Genomic DNA, 23,031 nt, shown 5'->3' with positions numbered 1-23,031 from the left:
TCATGAACAGCCAGTCAAAAATGGATATACAATCTAATTTATTGTACAATAATGGAACTTAAAGTCACGCCATCCAATTAAGGACAGATAAATATGTTCAGCAGACGCCTGTATTCTATTTTATTTCAAGCATCTAAATCAATGGTAGAAGACACTGCTCGCGTTGCAGCGGGTGCCGGGATCGTTTATAGCGGTTATTTTTTATGGGATAAAGCAAGTTTATTAATAAACAATGGCCTCTTTAAAAATTTTCCTGCCACCGAAAATATTCAGGATCATGGAAGCGAACCCCAGAATGTAAATAAAAAACGATAAAAGGGTCAATAAAGCGCCTGATACATTCGTATCTGGTCACTGAGATAAATAATGATCATTGATCAAGCAATGTCGTATTTAAACATTTAAATTAAACTCTCATGCATGACTCTCAAAATCATTATAAGAAAATTTTTTGATGTTTATTTGAACAAATCACTTAAGTTACATTAACTACACTTCTTACATTAAGTCTGATTATATAGATTAAAAGAACTTTAGATAAACCGTATAGAACGTGCACAACGCATATTCTATTTATTTTATTTCTATTGTTCAATAAGTTAGTTGATAATTAATTACCTATATTGCTTCAATCTTGAAATTATGCTATTTTTGGCATATTATATCAATATACAGGATTAGTTGTGAAAGAATTAGTGTGGCTTGGTCGAAGCCTAGATGATTTAAAATCATTTCCTGATGAAGTACAAGATGAAATAGGTTATGCATTACATTGTGCTCAAATGGGAAACACTTATTCAACAATGAAAATGTTTAAAGGGCATGGTTCTGGTGTTTATGAAATTGTGAGCGATTTTAATACAGATGCTTATAGGGCTGTTTATGTAGTAAATCTTGATGATTGTTTATACGTCCTGCACGCATTCCAGAAAAAATCAAAATCTGGTATTAAAATACCTAAGCCTGATTTAAATATCATTGAAACCAGGTTGAAGCAACTAAAAATGGCCTTACAAAGAGGTGAACTATGAGTGATTCTGAAGAGTTAAAATTTACAAAATCATCTGGAAATGTTTTCCAGGATTTGGGTTATCGTGATGCAGACGAACATTTGCTAAAAGCTAAGTTTGCTATGGTTATTAATAGAGTTGTTGCCGAGAAAAGCCTTACTCAAATTGAAACAGCAAAGCTTTTGGGAATTGATCAGCCGAAAGTATCCAGGCTATCTAGAGGCCAATTATCTGGCTTTTCAATTGACAAGCTGATCACTTTCTTGATTTTGCTTAACCAGGATATTGAGGTTAATATAAAGCCTCACTCAAGAAGTGTTGGCCGTGATAATTTTGATACTCATTTTTCATTAAACTATTTGGCTTGTTAGTTCTCAGGAAAACATATGAATTCTGTTCAATTTAATAAAAACTATGGTGGTCCTTGACATTACCTTGGGAATCGTTTTTTAAGTCTGCCTGATACATCTGGCCATATGCATCCTGATAGCAGTTGGCTTAAAGAACATTTTTCAATTATTCAATTTAATAATGATGGAAAAAAATATAAGCGTTGCATAGAGCCTTTTTCTGGTTGTGCTTCGTGGACTATTGCTGCTATGGAATTGGGGCTTGCCGAGCAATACATAATTAATGATAGCGATAAAATTCTTATTCTCTCGCTTAAACTCATTAAAGATCAACCAGATCTTCTAAAAGAGCACTATGCATTGCTGGAGAAAGCATTTGAACAATCGACTTCAAAAAAAGTTTCCTTTTTACAAACACTAGAAACTTATAATCATGCTAATAGTGATAAAGAAAAAGCATTAATCTTGCCTTTTATTATTAATCATTCTTGGTCAGGTATTTTATTTCATAATAGTAAAGGCGATATCCTCTACCGCGAAGGGCCGCTTTTTGAAGGTAAATCCAGTGAGAGATTTTTAGAAAAAGCAAATTTATCGGTTCCTCAATGCGTTTCCAACCATTTTGCTTTGCATTCTCAATTAGTTTATTTGTTTCTATTAATTGATTCTTATGCTGAGGTAAATATTGTTTTGAGGTTCTAAAGTGGGTACAAGTCAAGCATGCATTTGCATGAGGGCATTTTTGTTGTGTTAAAGGTAAAGAACAAAGTCCATTCGGCAGTGATTGCGACATAATATTCTTTTTTAACCAACGGGCATCGATTTGATCTTCATTCGACATTGCTTTCCCTTGAATATCTACGAGGTTATCCTGATACTCGTTAAACCCCTTTTTCATTGTTTCATTGTAAACTCACCTATTAAATACGGTCTGATTATCGAAATAATCAGACTTAACTGGTGTGGGGTCGGTGTGCTCTTCTCGATATTCATCATATGCATAATAAGCTTGATTAAGTTCATTTCTATTTTGCGTTAAATCATTTTCATCAAACTGGGTGGATTCTTTTTCCAATTCGTATTCTATCCCCCATTTATTCATAAACTCCTGAAGAGAATATTGATATGTATTCGCATTGTGAACTGTACCATTCACATTCTGAACTGTTGAGCTACACTGTTTTTATTAGGCTGCTGTATGAACCTGATTCATTTTGATAAAACAAAACACCCTATATATCCACCCAGTGAAATAGAATGGGTATACGTGTATCAAGTGATTGAAGGAACTCAGTTGTTCTTTCCTCATGAGCAACACCCTAAGACAGTGATTAAAGTGGAGCACAACTCAGATGGAGTTTCTGTTCTTGAGAATGAGGATTTAAACCGGTTTAGATTTAACACCTACTCAAAAGTTCCCTGGTATAACGTCATGGATGCAGACTGCCCTCCTGGAATGAAGGACGGTTGCTTTATCAGCATGAATCGGGTGGCTGTCATTGCTTGATTAAAACCAATGCAATCCGTGAGCCATCACCGCAAATACCGTGCCAATTAGACCTAAAGTCCAAAAGAAATTGCTGCGGATCTCCCCTTTTAGTTCTTTTTGAACCTCTTTGACGTCTTGCTTTACGTCTTTAATGTCTCGATCAACTTTTTCAAACTGTTGATCAATTTTAATTTCAAGTCTCTGTAAAGATTGAGTCATATGGTTCATAGACTGCTCCATAAGAGCAAATCGGGTTTCTTCGCTGTGATTCACAATAGTTCCTGCCATGGTTGCCTCTGTTACAATTATAGTTCTTCAATCTGGTTTTGCTTATGCATATTAATTATCTTCTCAATGCCATTTCATCGCTTCCGATAATTGCACTTATTAGCAGTAACGCTATTACAGCCACCTCTCTTCAATTCATTGTTGTTGTATATTCAGTACCGTCATATGGGGGCAATAATTTTGCATCCTTTCCTTCTATATAGTAGAAAAAGGAACGTGCAAATAAACATAAAACAATTCCTTGTTCAAAACCAATTTTAAATTGGTCATAGTTCACGTATGAAACAAAAAAGAACGCGACACACTGTTTTTCTGCCCACTTTTAAACCTCCATGATTTACTATTTTCTTTTAAGATCACGATAAAAGCTTTCATGGACTCCAAGAGCCAATAGAATTCTGTTTTCACAATCCCATTCATATGCCAACAGCATTTGCTGATGGTTAATTTTGAATTTATAAACATACACCCCAGATAAATCCCCCTTTTTTTCTTCACCTATACCGGGATCGTTAGCTATTGCATGGATAGCATTATTCACAGCCATTTTATGAGTATTTGCCAACTTTTTGTAAGCCTTTTTAAAGGCTGGCATTTGCCTAATTTGAATATCACTCACTTTTGTCTTTAAAATAAAATGGTTCTGCCAATGATTTATCCTGTAGTTTAGAAAGGAGCACATCCCTTATAAACTCTACAGGCAAATCAGGATTATCTAAGGCGCATTTCCCTAATTTAGCCCAATACTCTATTTGATTGGGAATAGAACGAAATTCCGCTGATGCAACCTTCTTCGCGTCATTATAAATTGATTCATTAATTCTAATTGGAATGCCCATGATAACCACCATTGTAATGTTATACTACTTTTATTTTAATATGCTACATTTGTAGTTTAGCATATTTTAGGACTGGTAACAGTCTTTTAATAAGCGTTGAAGGTGTATGTTATTGGTAACGATCACTGTTAGATAAACTTTTGGCAATAGCTTTTGCAATGTTGCCATAGCCATTTTTAACACTTGATGTGACATAAATTCCACCACATTAAGGCCTAATATGACCCTCACCAAAAACAACCCATTTATAGCTGGTTAAAGCATCTAAAGACATAGGTCCACGAGCGTGCAATTTTTGCGTACTAATTCCTATTTCAGCGCCCATTCCAAATTGTCCACCATCGGTAAATGCCGTCGAAGCATTAACATAAACAGCTGCAGCATCAATATGATCTAGAAAATAACCAATGACTGCTTGATCTTCAGCAACAATCGCTTCGCTATGACCCGAACTATGCTCCATAATATGACTCACTGCTTCTTCTACCGAAGCAACTGTTTTTATCGCCATTTTATAAGATAAAAATTCCTGACCAAAATCATCGGGTGTTGCTTTGTGAAGTAACTTTTGGGGATAAAACGCTTTAATTGCCTGGTAACTCAGTTTATCTGCAAAAATTTCAACCTGTTTATTGGCAAGTGATTTTACTATTAATGGTAAATCAACCAATCGATCTTTATGAATAACTAATATATCGAGTGCATTGCAAACACTCACTCTTCTTGTTTTAGCATTATCAATGATTAAACAACCGTCTTCTATATCACCACTTTGATCAAAATAAATATGAACAATGCCGGCACCTGTTTCAATAAAAGGTATTCTTGCATGTTCACGTACAAAATTGATTAATGATTGGCTTCCCCTTGGAATACAAACATCTACGAATTGATTGGCTTTCAAAAGAATATGAGTGGCTTCTCGTCCTAATGGCAATAAATAAACAATAGCTTCATTGATATCATGCTCATGTAGGACTTGGTGAATCAATGAAACTAAAAACAGATTAGTATGGTAGGCTTCTTTTCCACCTTTCAAAACACAAGCATTGCCTGTTTTAAAGCATAAAGCAAAAGCATCAATAGTTACATTAGGGCGTGATTCATAAATAATAGCAACAACTCCTAATGGAACAGAAACTTTCTGAATAATTAGGCCATTAGGAAGTTTTTTTTGATCTAGAATTTTTGTTTTTGAATGGGGCAAGGAAGCCACTGTTTCAATATCAGCTGCCATTGCCTCAATTCGCTCTTTAGATAAGAGCAAACGATCGTACTTAGGATCTTCTTTATTAATCAATTCTAAGTCTTTTTTGTTTTCCTCAATTACTTCATTGACAGATTTCCGTAATCGATTTGCTAGATTTAATAATACTTTATTCTGTTCTTCTTCATCAATAAATCTTAAACCATAACTGGCTTTTTTAGTTGCTTTAAGTTTTTTAACGATTTCTTCAATCATGAAAATCCCTTAAAAAATATGTAAATGATCATAATGAATAAATTCAGGCTTTGATGATTGACCTAAATACTCATTGAGTTTAGCCACATCATATTTTGCAAGGCCAATCCCTATTTTTTCATCATTTGGTGTCAGTATTTCTATCAGATCTCCTCGCTTAAAATCACCAGTAGATTTTTCAATTCCAACAGGTAAGATGCTAATAATTCGTTTATTCTCTTTTATAATGTTTACTAAACAGGAGTTTATCGTAATTGATCCTGTCTTTTGTTCGCTATAAGCAATCCATCTTTTTATATTTGACCTTTTTTTAGTAGGCAAAATAGTTGTACCCAAAGCTTCGTCTTTGAGGATGCGCATAATCACTGAAGGATGATTAATGCTCGCTATGTGCGTTGTTACTCCAAGATTGGACATTTTTCGAGCCGTTCCAAGCTTGCTAATCATTCCACCTCTGCCATGAAGACTTTTTACAGTAGAAACTTCAGGCCAATCATGCTTTGGATTAATCATTGAAATTAATTCTGAGCCAGCCTCATTAGGATGTTTGGTATAAACACCTTCAACATTACTCAAAATAATTAGTTTATCAGCATTTATCATCGTTGCGATAAGACCTGATAGTTCATCATTATCAGTAAACATCAGCTCTTCAATAGCAACGCTATCATTCTCATTGATAATAGGCACAATATTTCTATGATCTAGAATTTCACGAAGTAATCTCGAAATATTCAAATAGTGCTGTCTCGTTTGAAAATCTTGTTTTGTAAGTAACAATTGAGATGCAAGCATGTTATGCTTTTTTAACATAGAGGCGTAAACGTGCATCAACTCATATTGCCCTAATGACGCTAGAACTTGTTTTTCTCCTATTGAACCGCCATATTGACGACCAAGAAATTGGCTTGCGACTTTTCGACCAGAAGCAACAGCGCCTGAGCTTACTAATACAACATGATGACCAACTTTTTGTAGTTCGGCAATCTGTTCAACTAAATGAAGCATAATAGGTTCAAATGGTGTCCCATCATTTGATAAAATGCTTTGAGTTCCGACTTTAATGACAATGTTCATTTTAATGAAGCTTTTTTCCATTAGGCACCTTAGGATCAATAGTAATCAGGCAAATAGCTCCATTTTCATCAGAGAAACCAACTAATAAAAATTGAGAACTAAACCCAGCAATATTTTTTTCACCAAGATTGACACATCCTACAATAGAGCGACCTATAAGTGATTTACATGTATAATGTTGGGTTACCTGTGCTGAAGTTTGTAAGACTCCTAACTCTTCTCCAAAATCCGCCCATATTTTAAAGCTAGGTTTTTTCGCACGTGAGAATTCTTCTGCTTTAATAATTGTTCCTGATCTTAAATCTACTTTCTCAAACTCTTCATAAGATATACTCATTTCATAAATCCTTCATTGGTTTGTGCTAAAACAAGAAAGACCACCCCTTGTATAAAATAATTCTTTTTCATCGCATTTATTTCTTATTCTATGTCATCCATATCTAAAAAACGTTGGATTAAAACACATGTGTGCTGGGAATGCCCATGTCAATGAGCGCCAGCTTCGACATATTAAAAACTATTTTTTATCGACTGACAATTTAAAAAATGCACTAAGTAAAGTAGCAAATGCATTATTTAAGATTAGATTAGAAGAGATATAGCGACTCAACGCAATTTTCAGCCTATTTTCAAAATTTGATTTCAGAATACCATAATCGCTTTCATTATAAGGTGGCAGCATAATGGAACAAATATCAGCTAAGAAAATGGCTCAAAAAGTTTCAACTTTGCTTAAGGCACAGAACCCTAACTATGATTATCTTCGAGACGTGTTTCGGTTTGTAAGAGAAAACCTTAACCACAACACCCAAGCGTTTACCTTATGTGCCCACTGAAGAGGAAATCAGACTTTTTTATAAAACAGTTTGGGAGTCTCACGATATTGTTCCTATGCTTATCGTTAAAGTTTTGCTTTATACAGGAATAAGAGTGAGTGAATTAATCAACATACAATTAGTCGATGTTGATTTAACTAATTGCCGAATAAAAATTAATCAGGGCAAAGGTAAAAAAGATAGAGTTGTGCCTTTTTCACCAGCATTTAAAGAAACGTTGGCGCTTCATATAAAACAATATAAAAATGAAAATAGACTTTTTCTATTTGAGTCAGGATTTCGCCGCCATTATACTGATCGCGGAATTAGAAAAATTCTTATGAGGTATACTAAGCTCGCTGGTATCGAGCGATCGATCTCACCTCATAAATTAAGGCATTTTTTGTTTACTTGGCTTAAGAAAAAAAATATTGATGATGCTTTTATTCAACCTTACTCTGGACATGTGAAAAGAGACTCGCTGGAAATTTATTCAAAATTAAGCTTGGCTGATGCACAAGATGCTATAAGGGATTTTCCAATCTGATATTTTAGATTTTTGCATCAGGGCGCAAGTTCCGGAACGCTAGGCCAATTTATTTCTGGCACACTTTTTACAGCATGATCTTCTTGTGTTCTTTGAACAAATTCTCTAAAGAAAGCCTCCGCGCTCTTACCTGCTCGATTATGTAATTCATTCCAGCCTGAATTGTGGCCATTAGCATCTTGTGTACTAGTCCCCATTTTCCTATCGCTTTTAATTTTTAATCTAGCTTTAAATAAAGCCCTTCTTGCATCAGCCAACTCTGATTTAGTGAGTGGATCAGCTTTTTGAATTATATCCTCTAAATGTGCAATTTCTTCATCAATCTTCGCCTTTTTCTTCCGTCTTTCTGAAGTAAGCTCTTTATGGATAGATGCATAATGGGGAATTACAGGATCATCAATACGATGACCTCTTATTTCTTTTTTCGATCTAACTACTATGTAGTCCTTATATGCTGCAGGAATGCTTTTAAATGCACTGCCTGCATTAATTTCCCATTTAGCTAAAACAACAAACAATTTAATGAAAGGTTTAACCAACCATCCAAGTATTATCCTTCCGATACTCTCTTTATGACCTATTTTGTGCTTTAGACGCAAGTATCCTACTAAAACATTAGTCATACTAGAGAAAGATCGACTATTAAACAGATTAACAGGTTGCCCCAGTTGATGAAAGTGTTGTGCCACTAAAGAGGCTATACCTGCACCAAGAGAATGGCCTTTCAGGGTAATATTTTGTGGTGAAACACCCTGATCTAATAATCGTTGTACTTGAGCAATACCATCTGCAATTAAATCATCTCTTGATTTAACTTTGCCCGTACTTTGACCTACACTACGAAAGTTAAATCCAACGACATTAGCCTGGAGAGCTATCGCATCTTTTTTCATAGTATTAATGATTTGTTCATAACACATACTGTTCCCAACCAAATTGATAATATATTTTTGATATTTAGGAACAATATTTTCTTGTGAATTATGCTTTATTTCGAATGTATCTAAATGTGCTTTATCATAAGTAATTACTTCATGTTTTTCACAAGTTAGATCGTCTCCATTATAATTTGTAACAGTATCATCGAAGATACCACACTCATCAAAGCTCTTATTTTGTGCTGCCGGCAGTACCAATTTAATCACCAAATTATTAAGCGATTCATTCTCATTAAGTAATTTATTCACCCCGAATTGTATTAAATCCCACAATAAAACAGGAGGGAAAATAGTCCGAATTGCAATAAACTTAAACCATTCCCAGCTGCTATATTTTGGTTTTGGGGCATTATAAATCTTAGGCATAACTAATCCCGTTACATTTAAATTGCTTTAAATTATAAACAAAAAGTATTAAGGAAATGTTAATCACAACATTCAATCTTTTTACTTTTTTACTTTTTTGCAACTTGCAAGTTTCATAGTGAGACTATTCAGGCCACTCTATATAATTAAAATTTTAGCGCCGGGATTCTCTTTAACCCAATTAGCTACATACTCAATGTGATTATTTTTGCCAACAGCAATGCATCCGCGTGTAGAGCCAGGTAAATTGTTTACCCAACGAAACCAACTTGATGATTGAGTTGGCCCATGGATACCTACATCTCTACCTGTATACCCTGCGGCTAATTGTTTTGAAGTCGGATAAAGAATTGGAATAAACATTTTAAATTGAGTGGATTTTCTTGGATGAGCTAACCTATATAAACCAATTGGTGTTTTATTGTCCCCCGCCCGTTTTTTACCCACCCCTTTGTATCCAAGAGCCACTTTAAACGTTTTAATAACAGCGCCCTGTTTACAAATCGTTAAAATACGTTTTGTAGTGTATACATTAATACCGCTTGATAAAGGACAAGTTTCGGTACTGGCATATAAAAGAAAAGGAAAAAAAATAGAGATTATTAAGAAAAATGCTTTTATTTTCATGTAAATAGACAATTATTATCGCAATTGGGTAATAATTATTCCACAAAATGGCTTTTATTCATAGGTTAACAAAGATTTTTAAGGGTTGATGTGGCTTGGTAAGTGGCGTTTGGCGGAGCAAAGGTTGAAATTGACCGCTGTTGCTATTAACATGACAAAATTAATTTATCTGCAAATTATAGCAGTTATTCAATACAACTATGAGAAGCTTTTAAATAGACCTGTTTGTAATAGAGAGGAAGTTTTTTGAGACATCAAATTTATAGCAAGAGGACTGTCAATAACAATAAAATAGAAGAATTTAAGTAATGCAGAATCAATCCAACGAATCTTTATTAACATCTAATGATTATCCTGATACACCATCAGCAGATGAAGAGGAAATTTATTTTCGTAGTAATGGCGTGCTTACATTAGGAGTCGAAATTGAACTGCAATTAATTGATGCTTCAACTTATAATTTATGTTCTCGAGCCGAAGAAATATTGCAAAAAACTGCCCTTCTTGACAAAATCAAACCTGAATTCTATTTAAGCACGATAGAAATTAATACAGATAAATGTAACACAGTACATTCTGTTGAGGACGATCTTTATCAAACCCTGAGTTCATTGCAACTTACTACAAAGGATATGGGTATTCAGTTTGCAACAACTGGCTCTCATCCTTTTTCCAGATATTCCGATTGGATTATTTCTTCTACCAAACGGTACCAGGAATTAATAGATCGTAATCAATGGCTTACTCGGCGTATGAGCGTTTATGGGTTACATGTTCATCTGGGTATGTCCAGTGGTGAAGAGTGTATTCGTTTTAATAATTTTTTTATGTATTTTCTACCCCATTTATTAGCTTTGTCCTCAAGCTCCCCTTTTTGGCAAGGAATAGATACTGGTCTTTCATCCTGCCGTCCGACTACCTATGAATCATTGCCCACTGCTGGTCAACCTTATCATGTACGAAAATGGCAGGATTTTGAACATTTATACAAAACACTAAAATTATGTGGATCTATCAAATCACTTAAAGATTTATGGTGGGATTTGAGACCAAGTCCCGGTTTTGGCACTTTAGAAATTCGGGTTTGTGATGGAGCAGCGACATTATCCGAAACCTTGGCAATTGTGGCTCTCATTCATACGCTTGCCCATTGGTTTAGTGACAATGGAAGTTGGCTGGAGTCAGTAGCTTGCCCACCCTATTGGCTTTCTCGAGAAAACAAGTGGAGAGCAATGCGTTATGGTCTCAATGCTGAATTAGTCATGAATACTGATGGTAAAATAAAACTAATGCGAGAAGACCTTCAGGAATGGTTTGAGAAATTACAACCTTATATTGAGAAACTTGATTATCAAAACTATTTTTCTATTCTTCAAACCATGATTGACCGTGGCACCAGTTCTGAGCGGCAACGAAAAGTATTTGAACGTACTGGTTGTTTCAAAGAAGTGGTTAAACATAATGTCAATGAATTTTTACTGCAAGTTCCTCTTTATGGGGACGAGTCAGAAAAAGAGTTATCTATTAAAGTAGACGAGATAAGTGTTCCATGCACGACTTGATAACGATGATTAATTTGCCAGAAACTCTTGACAAGAACGTTATAAATGCTAACGTTCTTGTGCTCACTCAGACCTACTCTCAGTATATATTAATAAATAGGGAATTTTATGACAAAAAACGAATTTGATAGACAGCTATTTAGCCTGATAATGACTCAAACTTTTGATAAGCATGGTACTCAAACCAAAATAATTAGTGAGGATATATTTATACATGAGTTTGGTGAACCTGCTAAATCCATTTCGGAAGAAGAGCGATTGCAACAACATCTTATTTCTTTATCCCCATTAAATTTAGAGAAACCAAAAGAACAATTAAAAGTAGTCCTGGAAAAATATATTTGCGTCCAGGAATGTTTTTCAAAATTAAATGAAGAAGCATACTCTAATTTGGATTTAATATTTTACACTTTTTCTGAAGGTGGTCATGGTCGAGAATGTCTGGATTCCCCAAAAGAACTTGAAGAGTTTATAAGTTATATTAATAAAGCAAATAATAAAACGCGATTACTTCACTATGCGAGGGGAGTTTTTCATAATCATATACCAGCCTACTCTTTGGTTTGAAGGTTGGGGTCTGTTAAATGCTGACACTATTCAATTGTTTGATAAAGCACCCGATAAAGCACAGTGTATCAGTGCTCTTCTAAGAAACATATTATATGAACACAAAATTTATCGTCCTAAAGATGCCAATAATCAGAATGATGAGGCGAAAAAAGAATTACAAGCAATAATTGAGGCGCTTCATTGTTCAATAAAAAATGTAGATAAAATAGTCAAGGAATGTTACAAGTTTGACTCTCTTGATAAAAAACAATTTATTAGCATCGTTGAAACTTATTCCCATCAAAAGATATGCGAGCCTTCCAGATTTAGAATGTTTAGTGCCACTTCTATATTAGATACTGAAACAGCGAGCGAAGAGAAGAATGACATAAGTGAGGTAGTAATGTCGTCAACTTAAGAAGGAACTTGTGCCACAGCTTCAAGCTGTCTCTTTCCCGCACAGGCACCCTCATCCCCAACCCTTCTCCCTCAAGGGAGAAGGGAGTCAAATTCCTGGTGAGTGTTCACGGAGTATGTAATTAAGAAGTATATAACGTCAATGTCTTTCCCGCGCACAGGCGGGAAAGACGAGTCATGGAACAAAGTCTGGCAGAGAAAATTTGCATATCCAGTGAGCGCTTACAATTTCTGACAGTAAAAAGTAAGTTTAAAGCTTGGTATCAAGCTACGCAATTGTCCTGAACAGTTACATTATGTAAAACTTGTTATCTACAATGAGCATTTAGCAATGCAATAATTCGATTGTTTGCTTCAGGAAAATCATAATGATTAAGCTCATTGACTTTAACCCAGCGAAGTTCTGTTTGTGACTCGCAGCATCTTGCTTTTCCCAGGTAATTATACACGCTAAAAATGAGCAAATGTACCAATTTGTCATTGTATTGATGAGTTACTTCTCCCAAAAACAGATAATCAAGTATGTCAATATCAACTTCTTCCTTAATTTCTCTGATTAAAGCTGAAGAAGGCGACTCATCGGGTTCCAGCTTTCCGCCGGGAAATTCCCACATGCCACCATGAGTGGCATGTGCTGCTCGACGTGTAATTAATACGTGCTTTTCTGCATTAAAAATAACTGCAACAGCTACTTTCATGCCAGGCTTCCATGGCAACTTTTGTATTTTTTACCTGATCCGCAAGGACAGGGATCATTACGTCCGATTTTTTTTTCAGTACGTCTAAAAGTAATCTCTGAATTTTGAGGAGTCGATTCAGTAATCGCTTCATCCTCATGGAGAAATTGCATCTTGTGTGCCTGGTCAGCACGGCGTTGCTCTTCAACAGCATTCACATCCTCTGCTGTTTGTACTTCAACTGAACTAAGTAAACGAATAATATCGTACTTCATATTATCAAGCATCGCTTTAAATAAAGAAAATGCCTCTCGTTTATATTCTTGCTTGGGATCTTTCTGTGCATAACCACGCAGATGAATTCCCTGGCGCAAATAATCCATGGAAGCCAAGTGTTCTCTCCAATGATTATCCATGGTTTGCAGGATAACTGACTTCTCAAATTGAGCTATAACTTCTCGTCCTGCCAGCTTTTGTTTATCCATATAACGACTTACACACAATGCAAATATTTTTTCTTTAATCTGCTCAGGCTGAATAGCATGGTCATCCTCTATCCATTGTTTGATATCCGCTTTAATTTGAAAGTCTTCCAACAAGGCTTGCGAAAGTCCCTGTGCATCCCATTGATCTTCAAGACTATGAGGAGGAATAAAAGTATCAGTTAATTTATCAATAACTTCTTCTCGCATCCCTTCTACAACTTCCTGGGGATCACTCATTCCCATAATGGCTGCCCGTTGTGTATAAATCACTTTCCGCTGATCATTTGCCACATTATCATAATCAAGAAGTTGTTTGCGCACATCAAAATGATAACCTTCCAATTTACGTTGCGCGTTTTCAATTGCCTTGGTTACCAGCGTATGTTCAATGGGCTCACCAGGCTGCATACCTAAGCGACGCATCATGGATGCCACCCGCTCAGAGGCAAAAATTCGCATCAAATTATCTTCAAGAGATAGATAAAAACGGCTGCTGCCATCGTCACCCTGACGTCCTGCGCGACCGCGAAGCTGATTATCAATACGGCGTGATTCATGACGTTCAGAGCCAATAATTCGCAATCCTCCGGCTTTTAATACAGCATCATGTCGTGTTTGCCAATCTTTTTTTACTATTTCATGTTCCGCTTCTGTCGCTTCTTCGGGCAGGGCTGCCAATTCAGTAGAAAGACTTCCACCTAACACAATATCAGTACCCCGACCTGCCATATTAGTAGCAATAGTTACTACACCGGGGCGTCCTGCTTCAGCAATAATCTGCGCTTCTTTTTCATGAAATTTGGCGTTTAGAACCTGATGTTTAACGCCGGCTTTTTTTAATAACTGACTAAGTAACTCTGAAGCTTCAATGGACGCTGTTCCCACCAGAACGGGCTGTTTACGGGCAACACAATCACGCACATCTTCAATGATTGCCTGATATTTATCTTGCTGGGTGAGATAAACCAAATCAGGTTGATCTTTACGCCTCATAAGTTTGTTCGTTGGAATAACAACAACTTCCAGATTATAAATTTGCTGAAATTCATAGGCTTCGGTATCAGCGGTTCCTGTCATACCCGACAGTTTATTATAAAGCCTGAAATAGTTCTGGAAAGTAATAGACGCTAAAGTCTGATTTTCCTGTTGGATAGTAACACCTTCCTTGGCTTCTATAGCCTGGTGCAACCCTTCCGACCAGCGTCTGCCTGGCATGGTACGGCCTGTATGTTCGTCAACAATAATGACCTGATTGTCTTTTACAATATAGTCAACATCACGATGAAACATGGCATGTCCTTTAAGGGCTGCATTAACATGATGCATTAACATGATATTGCTGGCATGATATAAACTTTCGCCCGGAGCCAGCAAATTTGCCTTTGTTAGAAGTTCTTCAATATGCTGATGTCCTGATTCGGTTAAATGAGCCTGTTTTTGCTTTTCGTCAATGGTATAATCGCCATTGTCTCCCTCTTCCACCTGTTTAGTCAGGTGAGGTATTAACTGGTTGACTTTGACATAAAGTTCGGAACTGCCTTCGGCAGCACCAGAAATAATGAGAGGAGTTCGGGCTTCGTCGATTAGAATGGAATCTACTTCGTCAACAATGGCAAAATTTAATTCACGCTGGACTTTATCTTCCAGACTAAACGCCATATTGTCACGCAAATAGTCAAAACCAAATTCATTGTTGGTTCCATAAACAATATCCGCCTTGTAAGCAGCCTGTTTTTCGCCATGCGGCATATCAGGATAAATGACTCCCACACTGAGACCCAGGAATTCAAAGATAGGTTTCATCCATTGGCTATCCCGTTTGGCGAGATAATCATTAACGGTAACAACGTGTACTCCCCTGCCACTAATGGCATTCAAGCAGGCCGGCAGCGTAGCCACCAGCGTTTTTCCTTCTCCAGTCCGCATCTCGGCAATATTGCCTTCGTGCAAGACCATACCACCTATCAACTGGACATCAAAATGTCGCAGCCCTAAAGTTCGTAAAGCTACTTCACGCACCAGAGCAAATACTTCCGGTAATAATTCATCTAAAGTTTCACCCTCGGCAAAGCGTGCTTTAAACTGTGCGGTTTTAGCAGCCAATTCCTCGTTGCCAAGCGCTTGCATCTCTGATTCAAAGGCATTAATGGTCGCTACTGTTTTTTCCATGCGTCGCAAAGTGCGTTCATTACGACTACCAAACATTTTTTTCATCAACGTATTTAGCATAGCCTTGGATAATCCTCTTGAGAATTCAGCTTTAAAACCGCTTAATTTACTAGAATTTTGCTAAAAATACCATGACTCTGTTTTGCTTGGGGATTCTATTTCGCCTAATATCTCTGTCGCTATCTTCAATAGCTGGATTTTTTTTGTCTGTTGTACTTGCAGCAAGTGTTCTTTCCATCGCTTTGCCCCTGATAAACCATGAGCAAAATTAAACAACGGCTTTAACAATAAACTTAAGGAAACTCCTTTTTCGTACTGGAATTGCATGTAGTTAATATAGTCACATAAAATAGCGTAACGAGAGCGAATTAAAGTAGCTGGATAAAAGTAATGGTGAATGGTCGCTAAAAGATAAGGATTTTGGCAAGCTAAACGTCCCAGCATTACGCCATCAACATACTCTACATGCTGTTTAATTTCAGTAAGGGTGTTAATATTTCCATTAATAACAACAGGTATATCCGGAAATTCTTCTTTAATTTTATAGACAAAATCATAATGTACAGGGGGGATAGTACGATTTTGTTTAGGATTTAACCCATGCAACCATGCCTTGCGGGCATGGACAATCAGTTTATCGCAGCCTGCATCAATTAAACGATGAGCAAACGACGAAAAAAACGCATAACTGTCCTGGTTATCAATACCAATTCTTGTTTTTGCAGTAACCGGAATGGACGCTGCTTTTTTCATGGCTAAAATACAATCAGCTACATGTTCCGGTTCTGCCATTAAACAGGCGCCAAAGCGCCCTGCCTGCACTTTGTCACTGGGGCAGCCCAAATTTAAATTAACTTCGGCAAACCCTTTTTCTTCGGCAATTTTTGCACAATGGACGAGACTTTCCAGATCCGAGCCACCAATCTGCAAGGCAAGAGGATGCTCACTGGGATGAAAAGCAAGGGCACGGCCAGGATTATTATTAATAGCGCCCACGGTTTGCATATCAGTATATAAAAGAGCATGAGGCATGATAAGGCGCATAAACACACGAAAATGAGTGTATGTCCAATCAATCATCGGAGCAATGGAAAGTGGGGAAATTAAGTTTATAATTGGCGAGGTTGTTTGTAATTTCACGATGTATAATACAAATTAAACTCGTAATTATACCCGATTTTTATTTCTTTTGCTTGGTTGAGAATTTGCTCAGTCTACTGACAATCCTGGGAGAACGATAATGACTTATTGTTATAAGATGATGAAATCACCTGTCGGTGAAATAAAATTAGTAGCCAATGAACACAGCCTTGTAGCACTTCTTTGGCGAAACGAGGCGCTGAAATCTATTCGTTTAAGCTCATCCGATGAAAATAACAATCATCCGATACTCCTTAAGGCAGAACAACAATTGAATAATTATTTTGCAGGAAAGCTTAAACAGTTTTCTCTACCTCTTGATTTTGCCGGTACCGAATTTCAAAAAAAAGTCTGGCAGGCGTTAATGACCATCCCGTTTGGCGAAACACGAAGTTATGGACAAATAGCAAAACAGATTGGACATCCAAAAGCTGTACGTGCAGTAGGCGCCGCTAATAGCAAAAATCCTGTTTCAATTATTGCTCCCTGTCATCGAGTTATTGGTTCTAATGGTCAGTTAACCGGATTTGCAGGAGGATTGGAAATTAAAGCTTATTTGCTTAAGCTGGAATCGAATTAAAGCCTCAAAAATAAGTAAATATAGATAATTATTGAGAATTATACGGATACGACCTTGAAAAAGTGCGCATTCAAAATATCAACTATTTCTTTTCCTTACGCGAAAAAAAATCATGGTTTTTGTACATATTCCTATACTTCAATCAATATACTCATTCCTTGGCTATTGCCAAAACTCAAACTACCCCGGCGTGTAAAGCCTCTACTAAAAGCTGTAATCGTGTTTTGCCTTGATAACTATTAATATCCAATTTATAGGCAATATGAGCTTCTCGTGCACGATGATTAGGCCATTGTTTAAGATCAACGTTAAATGCAATCGCATCAATGACTGCTCCTCCATCCGGATGCGCCAACGTTAATTTTAAATGGTGTTGTCCTACCAGACGTTGCTCCAGAATTTCGAAACTATTATTAAAACAAGGTTCAGGAAATTGTTGTCCCCAGGGACCTGCCTGCTGTAATAACATTGCTGTTTCCAAAGTTAACTCATCCGGCTGTAAAGGACCGTCAGTTAATAGTTCTCCTTCACATTGAGAGATGTCAAGATGTTTGGCTACTTCACTAATAAACGCCTGACGAAACGTATTAAAAGATTGAGGAGATATACTTAATCCGGCAGCCATCGCGTGGCCACCAAATTTATTGATTAAACCTGGATGGTCTTTATCTACGGCAGCCAGTATATCTCTTATGTTTAAATTAGGAACAGAGCGGGCCGAGCCTTTTAATTCAGCATCGCTGACTTTAGAAAAAGTAATCACTGGCCGATGATATCGCTCTTTTAAACGCCCTGCCAGAATGCCAATCACTCCTTGGTGCCAATTCTCATCGACCAGACATAAGGCAAGGGGTAATTGATGAGTAGTATCAATCTTTCTGGTTAAATTTTCAACGGCTATCATCGCCTGCTCTTTCATTTCTGCTTCAATTACTCGACGCTCCTGGTTTAATTCATCCAAGTGCTTTGCAAATTGTCGTGCTTTATTGGGATCCTCACATAATAAACATTCAATACCCAACGACATATCATCCAGACGACCTGCCGCATTTAATCGGGGCGCAATAGCAAAACCCAAATCACTTTCTCGCAGACGAGCGTAATCACGACCCGCAATTTCAATCAATGCTTTGATACCCGCACGGCAATGGCCCTGACGTATACGTGCAAGCCCCTGATTGACTAAAATACGATTATTCTGATCGAGACCCACTACATCTGCAACCGTTCCCAAGGCAACCAAATCAAGAAACTGAGCCATATTAGGCGTGGATAAACTTTGAGAGTCAAACCAGTTGTTATTAATTAGATGCCGCCTCAAAGCAAGCATGACATAAAAAATAACACCTACTCCTGCAATGGACTTACTTTGAAAAGGATCACCCGGCTGATTGGGGTTTACTATAGCACAAGCGTTTGGTAAAACATCGGCAGGTAAATGATGATCGGTAATAACAACGTCTATTCCGGCTTCATTGGCTGCCTCAACACCCTCAATACTGGCAATACCATTGTCCACGGTAATAATTAAATCAGGCCGCCATTTTTTGGCAACTTCCACAATAGCTGGTGTCAAACCATATCCAAACTCAAAACGGTTAGGTACTAAAAACTCTACCTGGGTTGCACCCATTGCCCGCAAAGCCAGGACGGCCAGCGTTGTTGAAGTTGCGCCGTCAGCATCAAAATCGCCAATAATTAATAGTCGCTGTTGTTCAGCTAATGCCTGCTCCAGCCTAACGCACGCTTTATCAATGTTAGAAAGGGTATTAAAAGGTAACAGCGCCTGAAAACTTTTATCCAGCTCCTTGTCATGAATAAGACCTCGGGCCGCATAAATTCGCTGTAAAAGGGGTGGACAGGCAACAAATGATGGCAATGATCCGGGCAGAGCTCGTTGCTTGATGCGCATTATTTTTTATCTCCCTAATCTCGACCACCAATGACTGGCAGGATTCGTATAAGCTAAATTATTCCAGTACCAATGAACGGTGTGTTTCCGGGTTTTTTGTTCAAGTTTTGAAAAATTAATTGGAGCAGGATCATGGATGAATAACAAATGATTTTTTTTAAAATTTATATCGGTCGTCAATTTGCCAAATGGTTTATTTAATAAAGCAAGCAGTGTTTTATCATCCGTTTCTATAGGTTTTTTATGGTCTAAAATAAAATCCCCTTCCCCCCAAAACCATAAGCCATTAATGGAAAAAGCCGTTTTACGCTGCTGATTAAGGGGATGGGCGCTGAGATACATTTGTAATTCAGTAATAAGACGTTGCCAAAACAAGGTATTATCCAGATTGGCAAGAACGGGCATCAAGGATTGATGTAACAAAGAGCGAGGAGATCGACTCCTGATGACAGGCTTGTTATCGACATTGAATAACCATGTCTGCGCATCATGATAAACCGGTTTAAAATTGTCATCTTTAAGAAATTGAGCTATCTCAGTAAACCACAAGCGAGACTCTTTGTCGGTTAGTTCAAGCTCCTGGCTCTCCGCCGTTATCATGGCGTCATTATGCGTGGCTTCCCAATGCACAGGCGATGCAATAACCCATTGGCCGTCCAGTTCATGGTAAGCTCGTAATAAATCGGCTAACGGCGGATGAAATGGATCATAATCCAAAGCATGTAACAAATTAAGAAAGTAATTATCTTGATTCTGCGAAGGCTTACTATTCCGTGGAACAATATCCTTTGTGCCATTCACTACGATATCCATATCAAACAGCCTGCAAATATCCGTCTCGTTTAAACAATGCCTTTATGTTACGTAAAGCCTGGCGTGTGCGTTGATTGTTTTCTATTAAACCAAAGCGTACAAAATTATCACCTTGTTGGCCAAAGCCAATACCTGGAGAAACGGCAACAAAGGCTTCTTGAAGCAAGTATTTGGAAAACTCAAGTGAACCCATGTGACGATAAGGAGAAGGAATCGGTGCCCAGACAAACATTGTAGCCCTGGGACGCTCTACTACCCAGCCGAGTTCATTTAACCCATCGCATAATACATTACGTCGTTGCTCATACAGGGTTCTGATTTCCTGTACACAATCATCAGTACCTTCCAGCGCCGCAATGGCGGCTACCTGAATTGGAGTAAAGGTTCCATAGTCCATGTAAGACTTAAGACGAGTTAATGCCGCTATCAATTCTTCATTACCGCAAGCAAAACCCACACGCCAGCCCGGCATATTATAAGATTTGGAGAGCGAATACGTTTCAATGGCAACGTCCAGTGCTCCTGGTACCTGCAGAATAGATGGCGCTTTATAACCATCAAAAACAATATCTGCATAAGCTATATCATGAATAATCCAGATTTCGTGGCGCTTCGCCAGGCTAACAACCCGTTCAAAAAACTCATAATCGACACAATGAGTACTGGGATTGGCTGGAAAACTGATTACCAGTGCTTTTGGACGAGGCCAGGTTTGCTCAATAGCAACTTCTACGGCATCCAGAAACTGATTTTCATCAATCAGAGGAATCTGTTTTACATTAGCCCCTGCAATAATGAAACCATACGTATGAATAGGATAAGCGGGATCGGGAACAAGGATGGTATCTCCGGGTCCACTGATTGCTAAAGCAAGATGAGCCAGCCCTTCTTTTGAACCAATCGTTGTTAATACTTGTGTTTCGCTATTTAAATTAACACCATAATGCTTTTGATACCAGCCAGCCATTGCCCGGCGTAAGCGAGGGATTCCTTTTGACATCGAATAACGATGGGTGTCAGGACGTTGTACCGTTTCAATTAATTTATTAACAATATGAGGCGGTGTTGGCTGATCAGGATTTCCCATACCAAAATCAATGATATCTTCTCCACGTGCTCGCGCTTCCGATTTAAGCTGGGTAAGCGTGTTAAACACATAAGGAGGTAAGCGTTTAATACGTGAAAATTGACTCATGTTTTGAACCTCTATGATATACTGGCGCTAGTATAAATTATTGCTCTCTCAAACACCATGCATATCAATCTGGAAACCCCGGACCCCCATAGCATCCAGGCTTATAGCGACAAGGAAATTACCATTGACTCCATAAACTATAAGAAAAGTGTAATCATCAATCGTCAGGAAATAATATCCAATTGGCCCATAACAAGTATTGATCAACTGACGGAAGAACTTCTGGAGCCTTTACTTCGCCATCAACCCAGAATTATTATTATCGGCCATAGCCAACACAGTGGGTTTGCTTCGCCGTTTATCTTTCAAACGCTTGCAAAACACCGTGTTGGTTTGGAAAGCATGTCGATTGGGGCCGCCTGTCGCACCTACAATATTCTTTTAAGTGAACAAAGAGATGTTGTTCTCGGCGTTATTTTTGAATAATTAACTCCCTTTTAATGTTGATGCCGGTAGAAAAGCAGGATCGGCTGAAGACGATGGGCTGCTCGGGATATTAAAAAAACTCGGCGATGAGGAGATGTTTTTTAGAAAATTTTTGACAAAATAAACCTCATTATCAGCAACAAGACAGATTGTTTCGTCATTGAGAACCAATAAATCAGTTGTTTCCTCTACAGGTAACTCTTTTATCCTGTATTTTCCTGATTTTAAAGAAAAGATAAACACTTTATTTTTATTTTCATCAGCAGGATCTTGAAACAAGCCAGTAAAATAATTCCCTGATAAATGGGTATTACTCAATTGTGGGCAAGAATAGGTCGCTAAATTTTTATTTTCAGGATCATAGATCGCCAATACTCCTTTATTCTTACTATAGACAGTTAATAAATTGGATTCAGAGTCATACAATTGAGCATCAGATAATTCCAGTTCACTAAGTGAAGGTATTTCTTTCCAGACAACCTTTCCCCCTGTTTCACCAGATACAATGGTGCCATTATTAAAAGCGACTATCACTTTAGTTGATTTGTGTTTAGGATGTAAACTTGCGAGAGAATTAATTTCTATATCTTTAGCGTTTTTCTTCACTTGAAAAATGACCTCGCCATCACGTAAATTAATGCTTTCCTCACAATTTTCCGTACCATGGTCAATGAAAGATCGATGATTAGTATATCGATCGAAAGAATAACTATAGAGTGCCTTTCTATCTTCTGATGCACAGATAAGTTCAATACGAGAGCTTCTTTCATTGAGGGTGGTACATAAATCAGGAGCCAGCCGTTCAGATAACTCCTGGCTTCCATTATAATAAATACTGGTTAGGAAAGAATTATTGAATGAGTTGTAAAAATAAAACCCATTAGGCATAATCTTTAGTCTTTCATCGTCTAAAGCAGGTTTTTCGCAATATTCCTCTTCTTTTACGTAATAACGGGACCCTTTACCAAATTTTTTAATTAATTTTCCAGAAAGAGAGTAACCCATTACATTAAATTGCCGGGAGCTGTCTTGCCTGATTGCAACCATATTATAGCTTCCCTCAACGGCATGAATTTGAGTCACTTTATTCTCATTGAGATTAACTTCATTCTCATTGAGGTTAACTTCCAATTTTCCTTTAGTCATAAAAAAGTCCTTTTTTTAGTTTTTGCCGGGGTTAATAATGAGATAAAAATCTTCCATGTTATTTATCTCATTAGAAATTAATTACCATCTGACGCCAATATAGTGAGTTGCGTAATTAGAATGAGCTGGTGTCAGTGATTTTAATCCAGTGC

General features: G+C 37.4%; 28 protein-coding genes. 12 read left to right on the top strand and 16 right to left on the bottom strand.

All coding sequences use genetic code 11. The annotated features are described in order from the left end of the window. Positions 1 to 93: 93 nt before the first annotated feature. The 4 genes from T345_RS0102270 to T345_RS13315 all read left to right on the top strand — a co-directional run bounded on the left by T345_RS0102270 (position 94) and on the right by T345_RS13315 (position 2,062). Complete coding sequence (locus T345_RS0102270; protein WP_028387915.1) at positions 94 to 315, top strand: hypothetical protein; 222 nt, start codon at positions 94 to 96, stop codon at positions 313 to 315. Between the two features lie 368 nt (positions 316 to 683). Further along, complete coding sequence (locus tag T345_RS0102265; RefSeq protein WP_028387914.1) at positions 684 to 1,031, top strand: type II toxin-antitoxin system RelE/ParE family toxin; 348 nt, start codon at positions 684 to 686, stop codon at positions 1,029 to 1,031. Continuing rightward, positions 1,028 to 1,381 carry a helix-turn-helix domain-containing protein gene (locus tag T345_RS13320; RefSeq protein WP_051555089.1) on the top strand — a complete coding sequence of 118 codons (354 nt, stop codon included), beginning with the start codon at positions 1,028 to 1,030 and terminating at the stop codon, positions 1,379 to 1,381. Before T345_RS0102265 ends, T345_RS13320 begins: the two co-directional genes overlap by 4 nt. 105 nt (positions 1,382 to 1,486) lie before the next feature. Then, positions 1,487 to 2,062, top strand: coding sequence for a DNA adenine methylase (locus tag T345_RS13315; protein WP_051555088.1), 576 nt, complete (start codon positions 1,487 to 1,489; stop codon positions 2,060 to 2,062). Between the two features lie 211 nt (positions 2,063 to 2,273). Here T345_RS13315 and T345_RS0102250 read toward each other — a convergent pair whose 3' ends face one another. Continuing rightward, a complete protein-coding gene (locus tag T345_RS0102250) occupies positions 2,274 to 2,462 on the bottom strand; it encodes a hypothetical protein (RefSeq protein ID WP_028387913.1) in 189 nt (62 codons plus the stop codon). Between the two features lie 96 nt (positions 2,463 to 2,558). Between T345_RS0102250 and T345_RS0102245 the strand changes: the two genes are divergently transcribed. After that, positions 2,559 to 2,867, top strand: coding sequence for a hypothetical protein (locus T345_RS0102245; RefSeq protein ID WP_028387912.1), 309 nt, complete (start codon positions 2,559 to 2,561; stop codon positions 2,865 to 2,867). Here T345_RS0102245 and T345_RS0102240 read toward each other — a convergent pair whose 3' ends face one another. The 6 genes from T345_RS0102240 to T345_RS0102215 all read right to left on the bottom strand — a co-directional run bounded on the left by T345_RS0102240 (position 2,868) and on the right by T345_RS0102215 (position 6,852). Then, a complete protein-coding gene (locus T345_RS0102240; RefSeq protein WP_028387911.1) occupies positions 2,868 to 3,137 on the bottom strand; it encodes a DUF2951 family protein in 270 nt (89 codons plus the stop codon). A 340-nt stretch (positions 3,138 to 3,477) separates the two neighbouring features. After that, positions 3,478 to 3,756, bottom strand: coding sequence for a type II toxin-antitoxin system RelE/ParE family toxin (locus tag T345_RS0102235; protein ID WP_028387910.1), 279 nt, complete (start codon positions 3,754 to 3,756; stop codon positions 3,478 to 3,480). Next, positions 3,749 to 3,976 carry a TA system antitoxin ParD family protein gene (locus T345_RS0102230; protein ID WP_028387909.1) on the bottom strand — a complete coding sequence of 76 codons (228 nt, stop codon included), beginning with the start codon at positions 3,974 to 3,976 and terminating at the stop codon, positions 3,749 to 3,751. The genes T345_RS0102235 and T345_RS0102230 overlap by 8 nt, the downstream gene beginning before the upstream one ends. 208 nt (positions 3,977 to 4,184) lie before the next feature. Further along, the gene (locus T345_RS0102225) at positions 4,185 to 5,438 is read right to left on the bottom strand and encodes a glutamate-5-semialdehyde dehydrogenase (RefSeq protein WP_028387908.1); all 1,254 of its coding nucleotides are present in this window, start codon (positions 5,436 to 5,438) and stop codon (positions 4,185 to 4,187) included. Between the two features lie 9 nt (positions 5,439 to 5,447). Continuing rightward, a complete protein-coding gene (gene proB / locus T345_RS0102220; RefSeq protein ID WP_028387907.1) occupies positions 5,448 to 6,515 on the bottom strand; it encodes a glutamate 5-kinase in 1,068 nt (355 codons plus the stop codon). A 1-nt stretch (position 6,516) separates the two neighbouring features. Continuing rightward, on the bottom strand, positions 6,517 to 6,852 hold the full coding sequence (locus T345_RS0102215) for a tRNA-binding protein (protein ID WP_028387906.1): 336 nt from the start codon (positions 6,850 to 6,852) through the stop codon (positions 6,517 to 6,519). An 85-nt stretch (positions 6,853 to 6,937) separates the two neighbouring features. Between T345_RS0102215 and T345_RS15545 the strand changes: the two genes are divergently transcribed. Both T345_RS15545 and T345_RS13310 read left to right on the top strand, forming a co-directional pair. Beyond that, positions 6,938 to 7,117, top strand: a complete 180-nt coding sequence (locus T345_RS15545) for a Tn3 family transposase (protein WP_423202083.1) — start codon at positions 6,938 to 6,940, stop codon at positions 7,115 to 7,117. A 223-nt stretch (positions 7,118 to 7,340) separates the two neighbouring features. Continuing rightward, positions 7,341 to 7,877, top strand: a complete 537-nt coding sequence (locus T345_RS13310; RefSeq protein WP_207385039.1) for a tyrosine-type recombinase/integrase — start codon at positions 7,341 to 7,343, stop codon at positions 7,875 to 7,877. Positions 7,878 to 7,894: 17 nt separating this feature from the next. Here T345_RS13310 and T345_RS0102200 read toward each other — a convergent pair whose 3' ends face one another. Beyond that, positions 7,895 to 9,181, bottom strand: a complete 1,287-nt coding sequence (locus T345_RS0102200) for a lipase family protein (protein WP_028387905.1) — start codon at positions 9,179 to 9,181, stop codon at positions 7,895 to 7,897. Between the two features lie 138 nt (positions 9,182 to 9,319). Continuing rightward, positions 9,320 to 9,808: a L,D-transpeptidase family protein gene (locus tag T345_RS0102195; protein WP_028387904.1), complete on the bottom strand. Its 489-nt coding sequence runs from the start codon at positions 9,806 to 9,808 to the stop codon at positions 9,320 to 9,322. Positions 9,809 to 10,116: 308 nt separating this feature from the next. Between T345_RS0102195 and T345_RS13305 the strand changes: the two genes are divergently transcribed. From T345_RS13305 to T345_RS0102175, 3 genes are all read left to right on the top strand, one after another. Next, entirely contained in the window at positions 10,117 to 11,370 is a 1,254-nt protein-coding gene (locus T345_RS13305; protein WP_051555087.1) for a carboxylate-amine ligase, read from the top strand. A 108-nt stretch (positions 11,371 to 11,478) separates the two neighbouring features. Beyond that, complete coding sequence (locus T345_RS0102180) at positions 11,479 to 11,937, top strand: hypothetical protein (RefSeq protein ID WP_028387903.1); 459 nt, start codon at positions 11,479 to 11,481, stop codon at positions 11,935 to 11,937. After that, positions 11,888 to 12,337 (top strand): hypothetical protein, encoded by a 450-nt coding sequence (locus tag T345_RS0102175; RefSeq protein WP_028387902.1) that lies wholly within the window; start codon positions 11,888 to 11,890, stop codon positions 12,335 to 12,337. The genes T345_RS0102180 and T345_RS0102175 overlap by 50 nt, the downstream gene beginning before the upstream one ends. Before the next feature lie 307 nt (positions 12,338 to 12,644). On the opposite strand, the gene mutT is transcribed toward T345_RS0102175, so the two are convergent. Genes mutT through dusA form a run of 3 tightly spaced genes read right to left on the bottom strand, consistent with a single transcriptional unit; the run spans position 12,645 to position 16,747 of the window. Then, positions 12,645 to 13,034 carry an 8-oxo-dGTP diphosphatase MutT gene (gene mutT, locus T345_RS0102165; RefSeq protein ID WP_028387901.1) on the bottom strand — a complete coding sequence of 130 codons (390 nt, stop codon included), beginning with the start codon at positions 13,032 to 13,034 and terminating at the stop codon, positions 12,645 to 12,647. After that, on the bottom strand, positions 13,031 to 15,727 hold the full coding sequence (secA, locus tag T345_RS0102160; protein ID WP_028387900.1) for a preprotein translocase subunit SecA: 2,697 nt from the start codon (positions 15,725 to 15,727) through the stop codon (positions 13,031 to 13,033). Before secA ends, mutT begins: the two co-directional genes overlap by 4 nt. Positions 15,728 to 15,787: 60 nt before the next feature. After that, a complete protein-coding gene (gene dusA, locus T345_RS0102155) occupies positions 15,788 to 16,747 on the bottom strand; it encodes a tRNA dihydrouridine(20/20a) synthase DusA (RefSeq protein WP_242604554.1) in 960 nt (319 codons plus the stop codon). 160 nt (positions 16,748 to 16,907) lie between these two features. Between dusA and T345_RS0102150 the strand changes: the two genes are divergently transcribed. Further along, positions 16,908 to 17,387, top strand: a complete 480-nt coding sequence (locus T345_RS0102150; RefSeq protein WP_028387898.1) for a methylated-DNA--[protein]-cysteine S-methyltransferase — start codon at positions 16,908 to 16,910, stop codon at positions 17,385 to 17,387. Between the two features lie 175 nt (positions 17,388 to 17,562). Here T345_RS0102150 and recJ read toward each other — a convergent pair whose 3' ends face one another. From recJ to alaC, 3 genes are read right to left on the bottom strand one after another with little or no spacing between them, the layout of a single operon-like run. Further along, positions 17,563 to 19,299: a single-stranded-DNA-specific exonuclease RecJ gene (gene recJ / locus T345_RS0102145; protein WP_028387897.1), complete on the bottom strand. Its 1,737-nt coding sequence runs from the start codon at positions 19,297 to 19,299 to the stop codon at positions 17,563 to 17,565. A 6-nt stretch (positions 19,300 to 19,305) separates the two neighbouring features. Next, entirely contained in the window at positions 19,306 to 20,112 is an 807-nt protein-coding gene (locus T345_RS0102140; protein WP_028387896.1) for a hypothetical protein, read from the bottom strand. Between the two features lies 1 nt (position 20,113). Continuing rightward, positions 20,114 to 21,307 (bottom strand): alanine transaminase, encoded by a 1,194-nt coding sequence (gene alaC / locus T345_RS0102135; RefSeq protein WP_028387895.1) that lies wholly within the window; start codon positions 21,305 to 21,307, stop codon positions 20,114 to 20,116. A 57-nt stretch (positions 21,308 to 21,364) separates the two neighbouring features. Here alaC and T345_RS0102130 point away from each other — a divergent pair, with 57 nt between their 5' ends. Beyond that, positions 21,365 to 21,733: an Mth938-like domain-containing protein gene (locus T345_RS0102130; protein WP_028387894.1), complete on the top strand. Its 369-nt coding sequence runs from the start codon at positions 21,365 to 21,367 to the stop codon at positions 21,731 to 21,733. Here the strand turns inward: T345_RS0102130 and T345_RS0102125 are convergent, their stop codons facing one another. Beyond that, on the bottom strand, positions 21,734 to 22,879 hold the full coding sequence (locus T345_RS0102125) for a hypothetical protein (protein ID WP_028387893.1): 1,146 nt from the start codon (positions 22,877 to 22,879) through the stop codon (positions 21,734 to 21,736). Positions 22,880 to 23,031: the final 152 nt, after the last annotated feature.

Origin of the sequence: Legionella fairfieldensis ATCC 49588, assembly GCF_000621525.1 — a bacterium.
Lineage (GTDB): Bacteria > Pseudomonadota > Gammaproteobacteria > Legionellales > Legionellaceae > Tatlockia > Tatlockia fairfieldensis.
Note: the sequence above shows the minus strand (reverse complement) of the source record. Positions and strands in the feature narration are given on the sequence as shown.

What these genes read in the sequence shown, in the direction of transcription:
- recJ (WP_028387897.1), bottom strand. Translation starts at nt 19,299, where the DNA reads ATGCGCATCAAGCAACGAGCTCTGCCCGGATCATTGCCATCATTTGTT.
- T345_RS0102250 (WP_028387913.1), bottom strand. Translation starts at nt 2,462, where the DNA reads ATGAATAAATGGGGGATAGAATACGAATTGGAAAAAGAATCCACCCAG.
- T345_RS13315 (WP_051555088.1), top strand. Translation starts at nt 1,487, where the DNA reads ATGCATCCTGATAGCAGTTGGCTTAAAGAACATTTTTCAATTATTCAA.
- alaC (WP_028387895.1), bottom strand. Translation starts at nt 21,307, where the DNA reads ATGAGTCAATTTTCACGTATTAAACGCTTACCTCCTTATGTGTTTAAC.
- T345_RS0102230 (WP_028387909.1), bottom strand. Translation starts at nt 3,976, where the DNA reads ATGGGCATTCCAATTAGAATTAATGAATCAATTTATAATGACGCGAAG.
- T345_RS0102200 (WP_028387905.1), bottom strand. Translation starts at nt 9,181, where the DNA reads ATGCCTAAGATTTATAATGCCCCAAAACCAAAATATAGCAGCTGGGAA.
- T345_RS0102175 (WP_028387902.1), top strand. Translation starts at nt 11,888, where the DNA reads ATGCGAGGGGAGTTTTTCATAATCATATACCAGCCTACTCTTTGGTTT.
- T345_RS0102180 (WP_028387903.1), top strand. Translation starts at nt 11,479, where the DNA reads ATGACAAAAAACGAATTTGATAGACAGCTATTTAGCCTGATAATGACT.
- mutT (WP_028387901.1), bottom strand. Translation starts at nt 13,034, where the DNA reads ATGAAAGTAGCTGTTGCAGTTATTTTTAATGCAGAAAAGCACGTATTA.
- T345_RS0102195 (WP_028387904.1), bottom strand. Translation starts at nt 9,808, where the DNA reads ATGAAAATAAAAGCATTTTTCTTAATAATCTCTATTTTTTTTCCTTTT.
- dusA (WP_242604554.1), bottom strand. Translation starts at nt 16,747, where the DNA reads ATGATTGATTGGACATACACTCATTTTCGTGTGTTTATGCGCCTTATC.
- T345_RS13320 (WP_051555089.1), top strand. Translation starts at nt 1,028, where the DNA reads ATGAGTGATTCTGAAGAGTTAAAATTTACAAAATCATCTGGAAATGTT.
- T345_RS0102125 (WP_028387893.1), bottom strand. Translation starts at nt 22,879, where the DNA reads ATGACTAAAGGAAAATTGGAAGTTAACCTCAATGAGAATGAAGTTAAT.
- T345_RS13305 (WP_051555087.1), top strand. Translation starts at nt 10,117, where the DNA reads ATGCAGAATCAATCCAACGAATCTTTATTAACATCTAATGATTATCCT.
- T345_RS0102130 (WP_028387894.1), top strand. Translation starts at nt 21,365, where the DNA reads ATGCATATCAATCTGGAAACCCCGGACCCCCATAGCATCCAGGCTTAT.
- T345_RS0102140 (WP_028387896.1), bottom strand. Translation starts at nt 20,112, where the DNA reads ATGGATATCGTAGTGAATGGCACAAAGGATATTGTTCCACGGAATAGT.
- T345_RS0102150 (WP_028387898.1), top strand. Translation starts at nt 16,908, where the DNA reads ATGACTTATTGTTATAAGATGATGAAATCACCTGTCGGTGAAATAAAA.
- T345_RS0102215 (WP_028387906.1), bottom strand. Translation starts at nt 6,852, where the DNA reads ATGAGTATATCTTATGAAGAGTTTGAGAAAGTAGATTTAAGATCAGGA.
- T345_RS0102240 (WP_028387911.1), bottom strand. Translation starts at nt 3,137, where the DNA reads ATGGCAGGAACTATTGTGAATCACAGCGAAGAAACCCGATTTGCTCTT.
- T345_RS0102225 (WP_028387908.1), bottom strand. Translation starts at nt 5,438, where the DNA reads ATGATTGAAGAAATCGTTAAAAAACTTAAAGCAACTAAAAAAGCCAGT.
- T345_RS0102245 (WP_028387912.1), top strand. Translation starts at nt 2,559, where the DNA reads ATGAACCTGATTCATTTTGATAAAACAAAACACCCTATATATCCACCC.
- T345_RS0102270 (WP_028387915.1), top strand. Translation starts at nt 94, where the DNA reads ATGTTCAGCAGACGCCTGTATTCTATTTTATTTCAAGCATCTAAATCA.
- secA (WP_028387900.1), bottom strand. Translation starts at nt 15,727, where the DNA reads ATGCTAAATACGTTGATGAAAAAAATGTTTGGTAGTCGTAATGAACGC.
- proB (WP_028387907.1), bottom strand. Translation starts at nt 6,515, where the DNA reads ATGAACATTGTCATTAAAGTCGGAACTCAAAGCATTTTATCAAATGAT.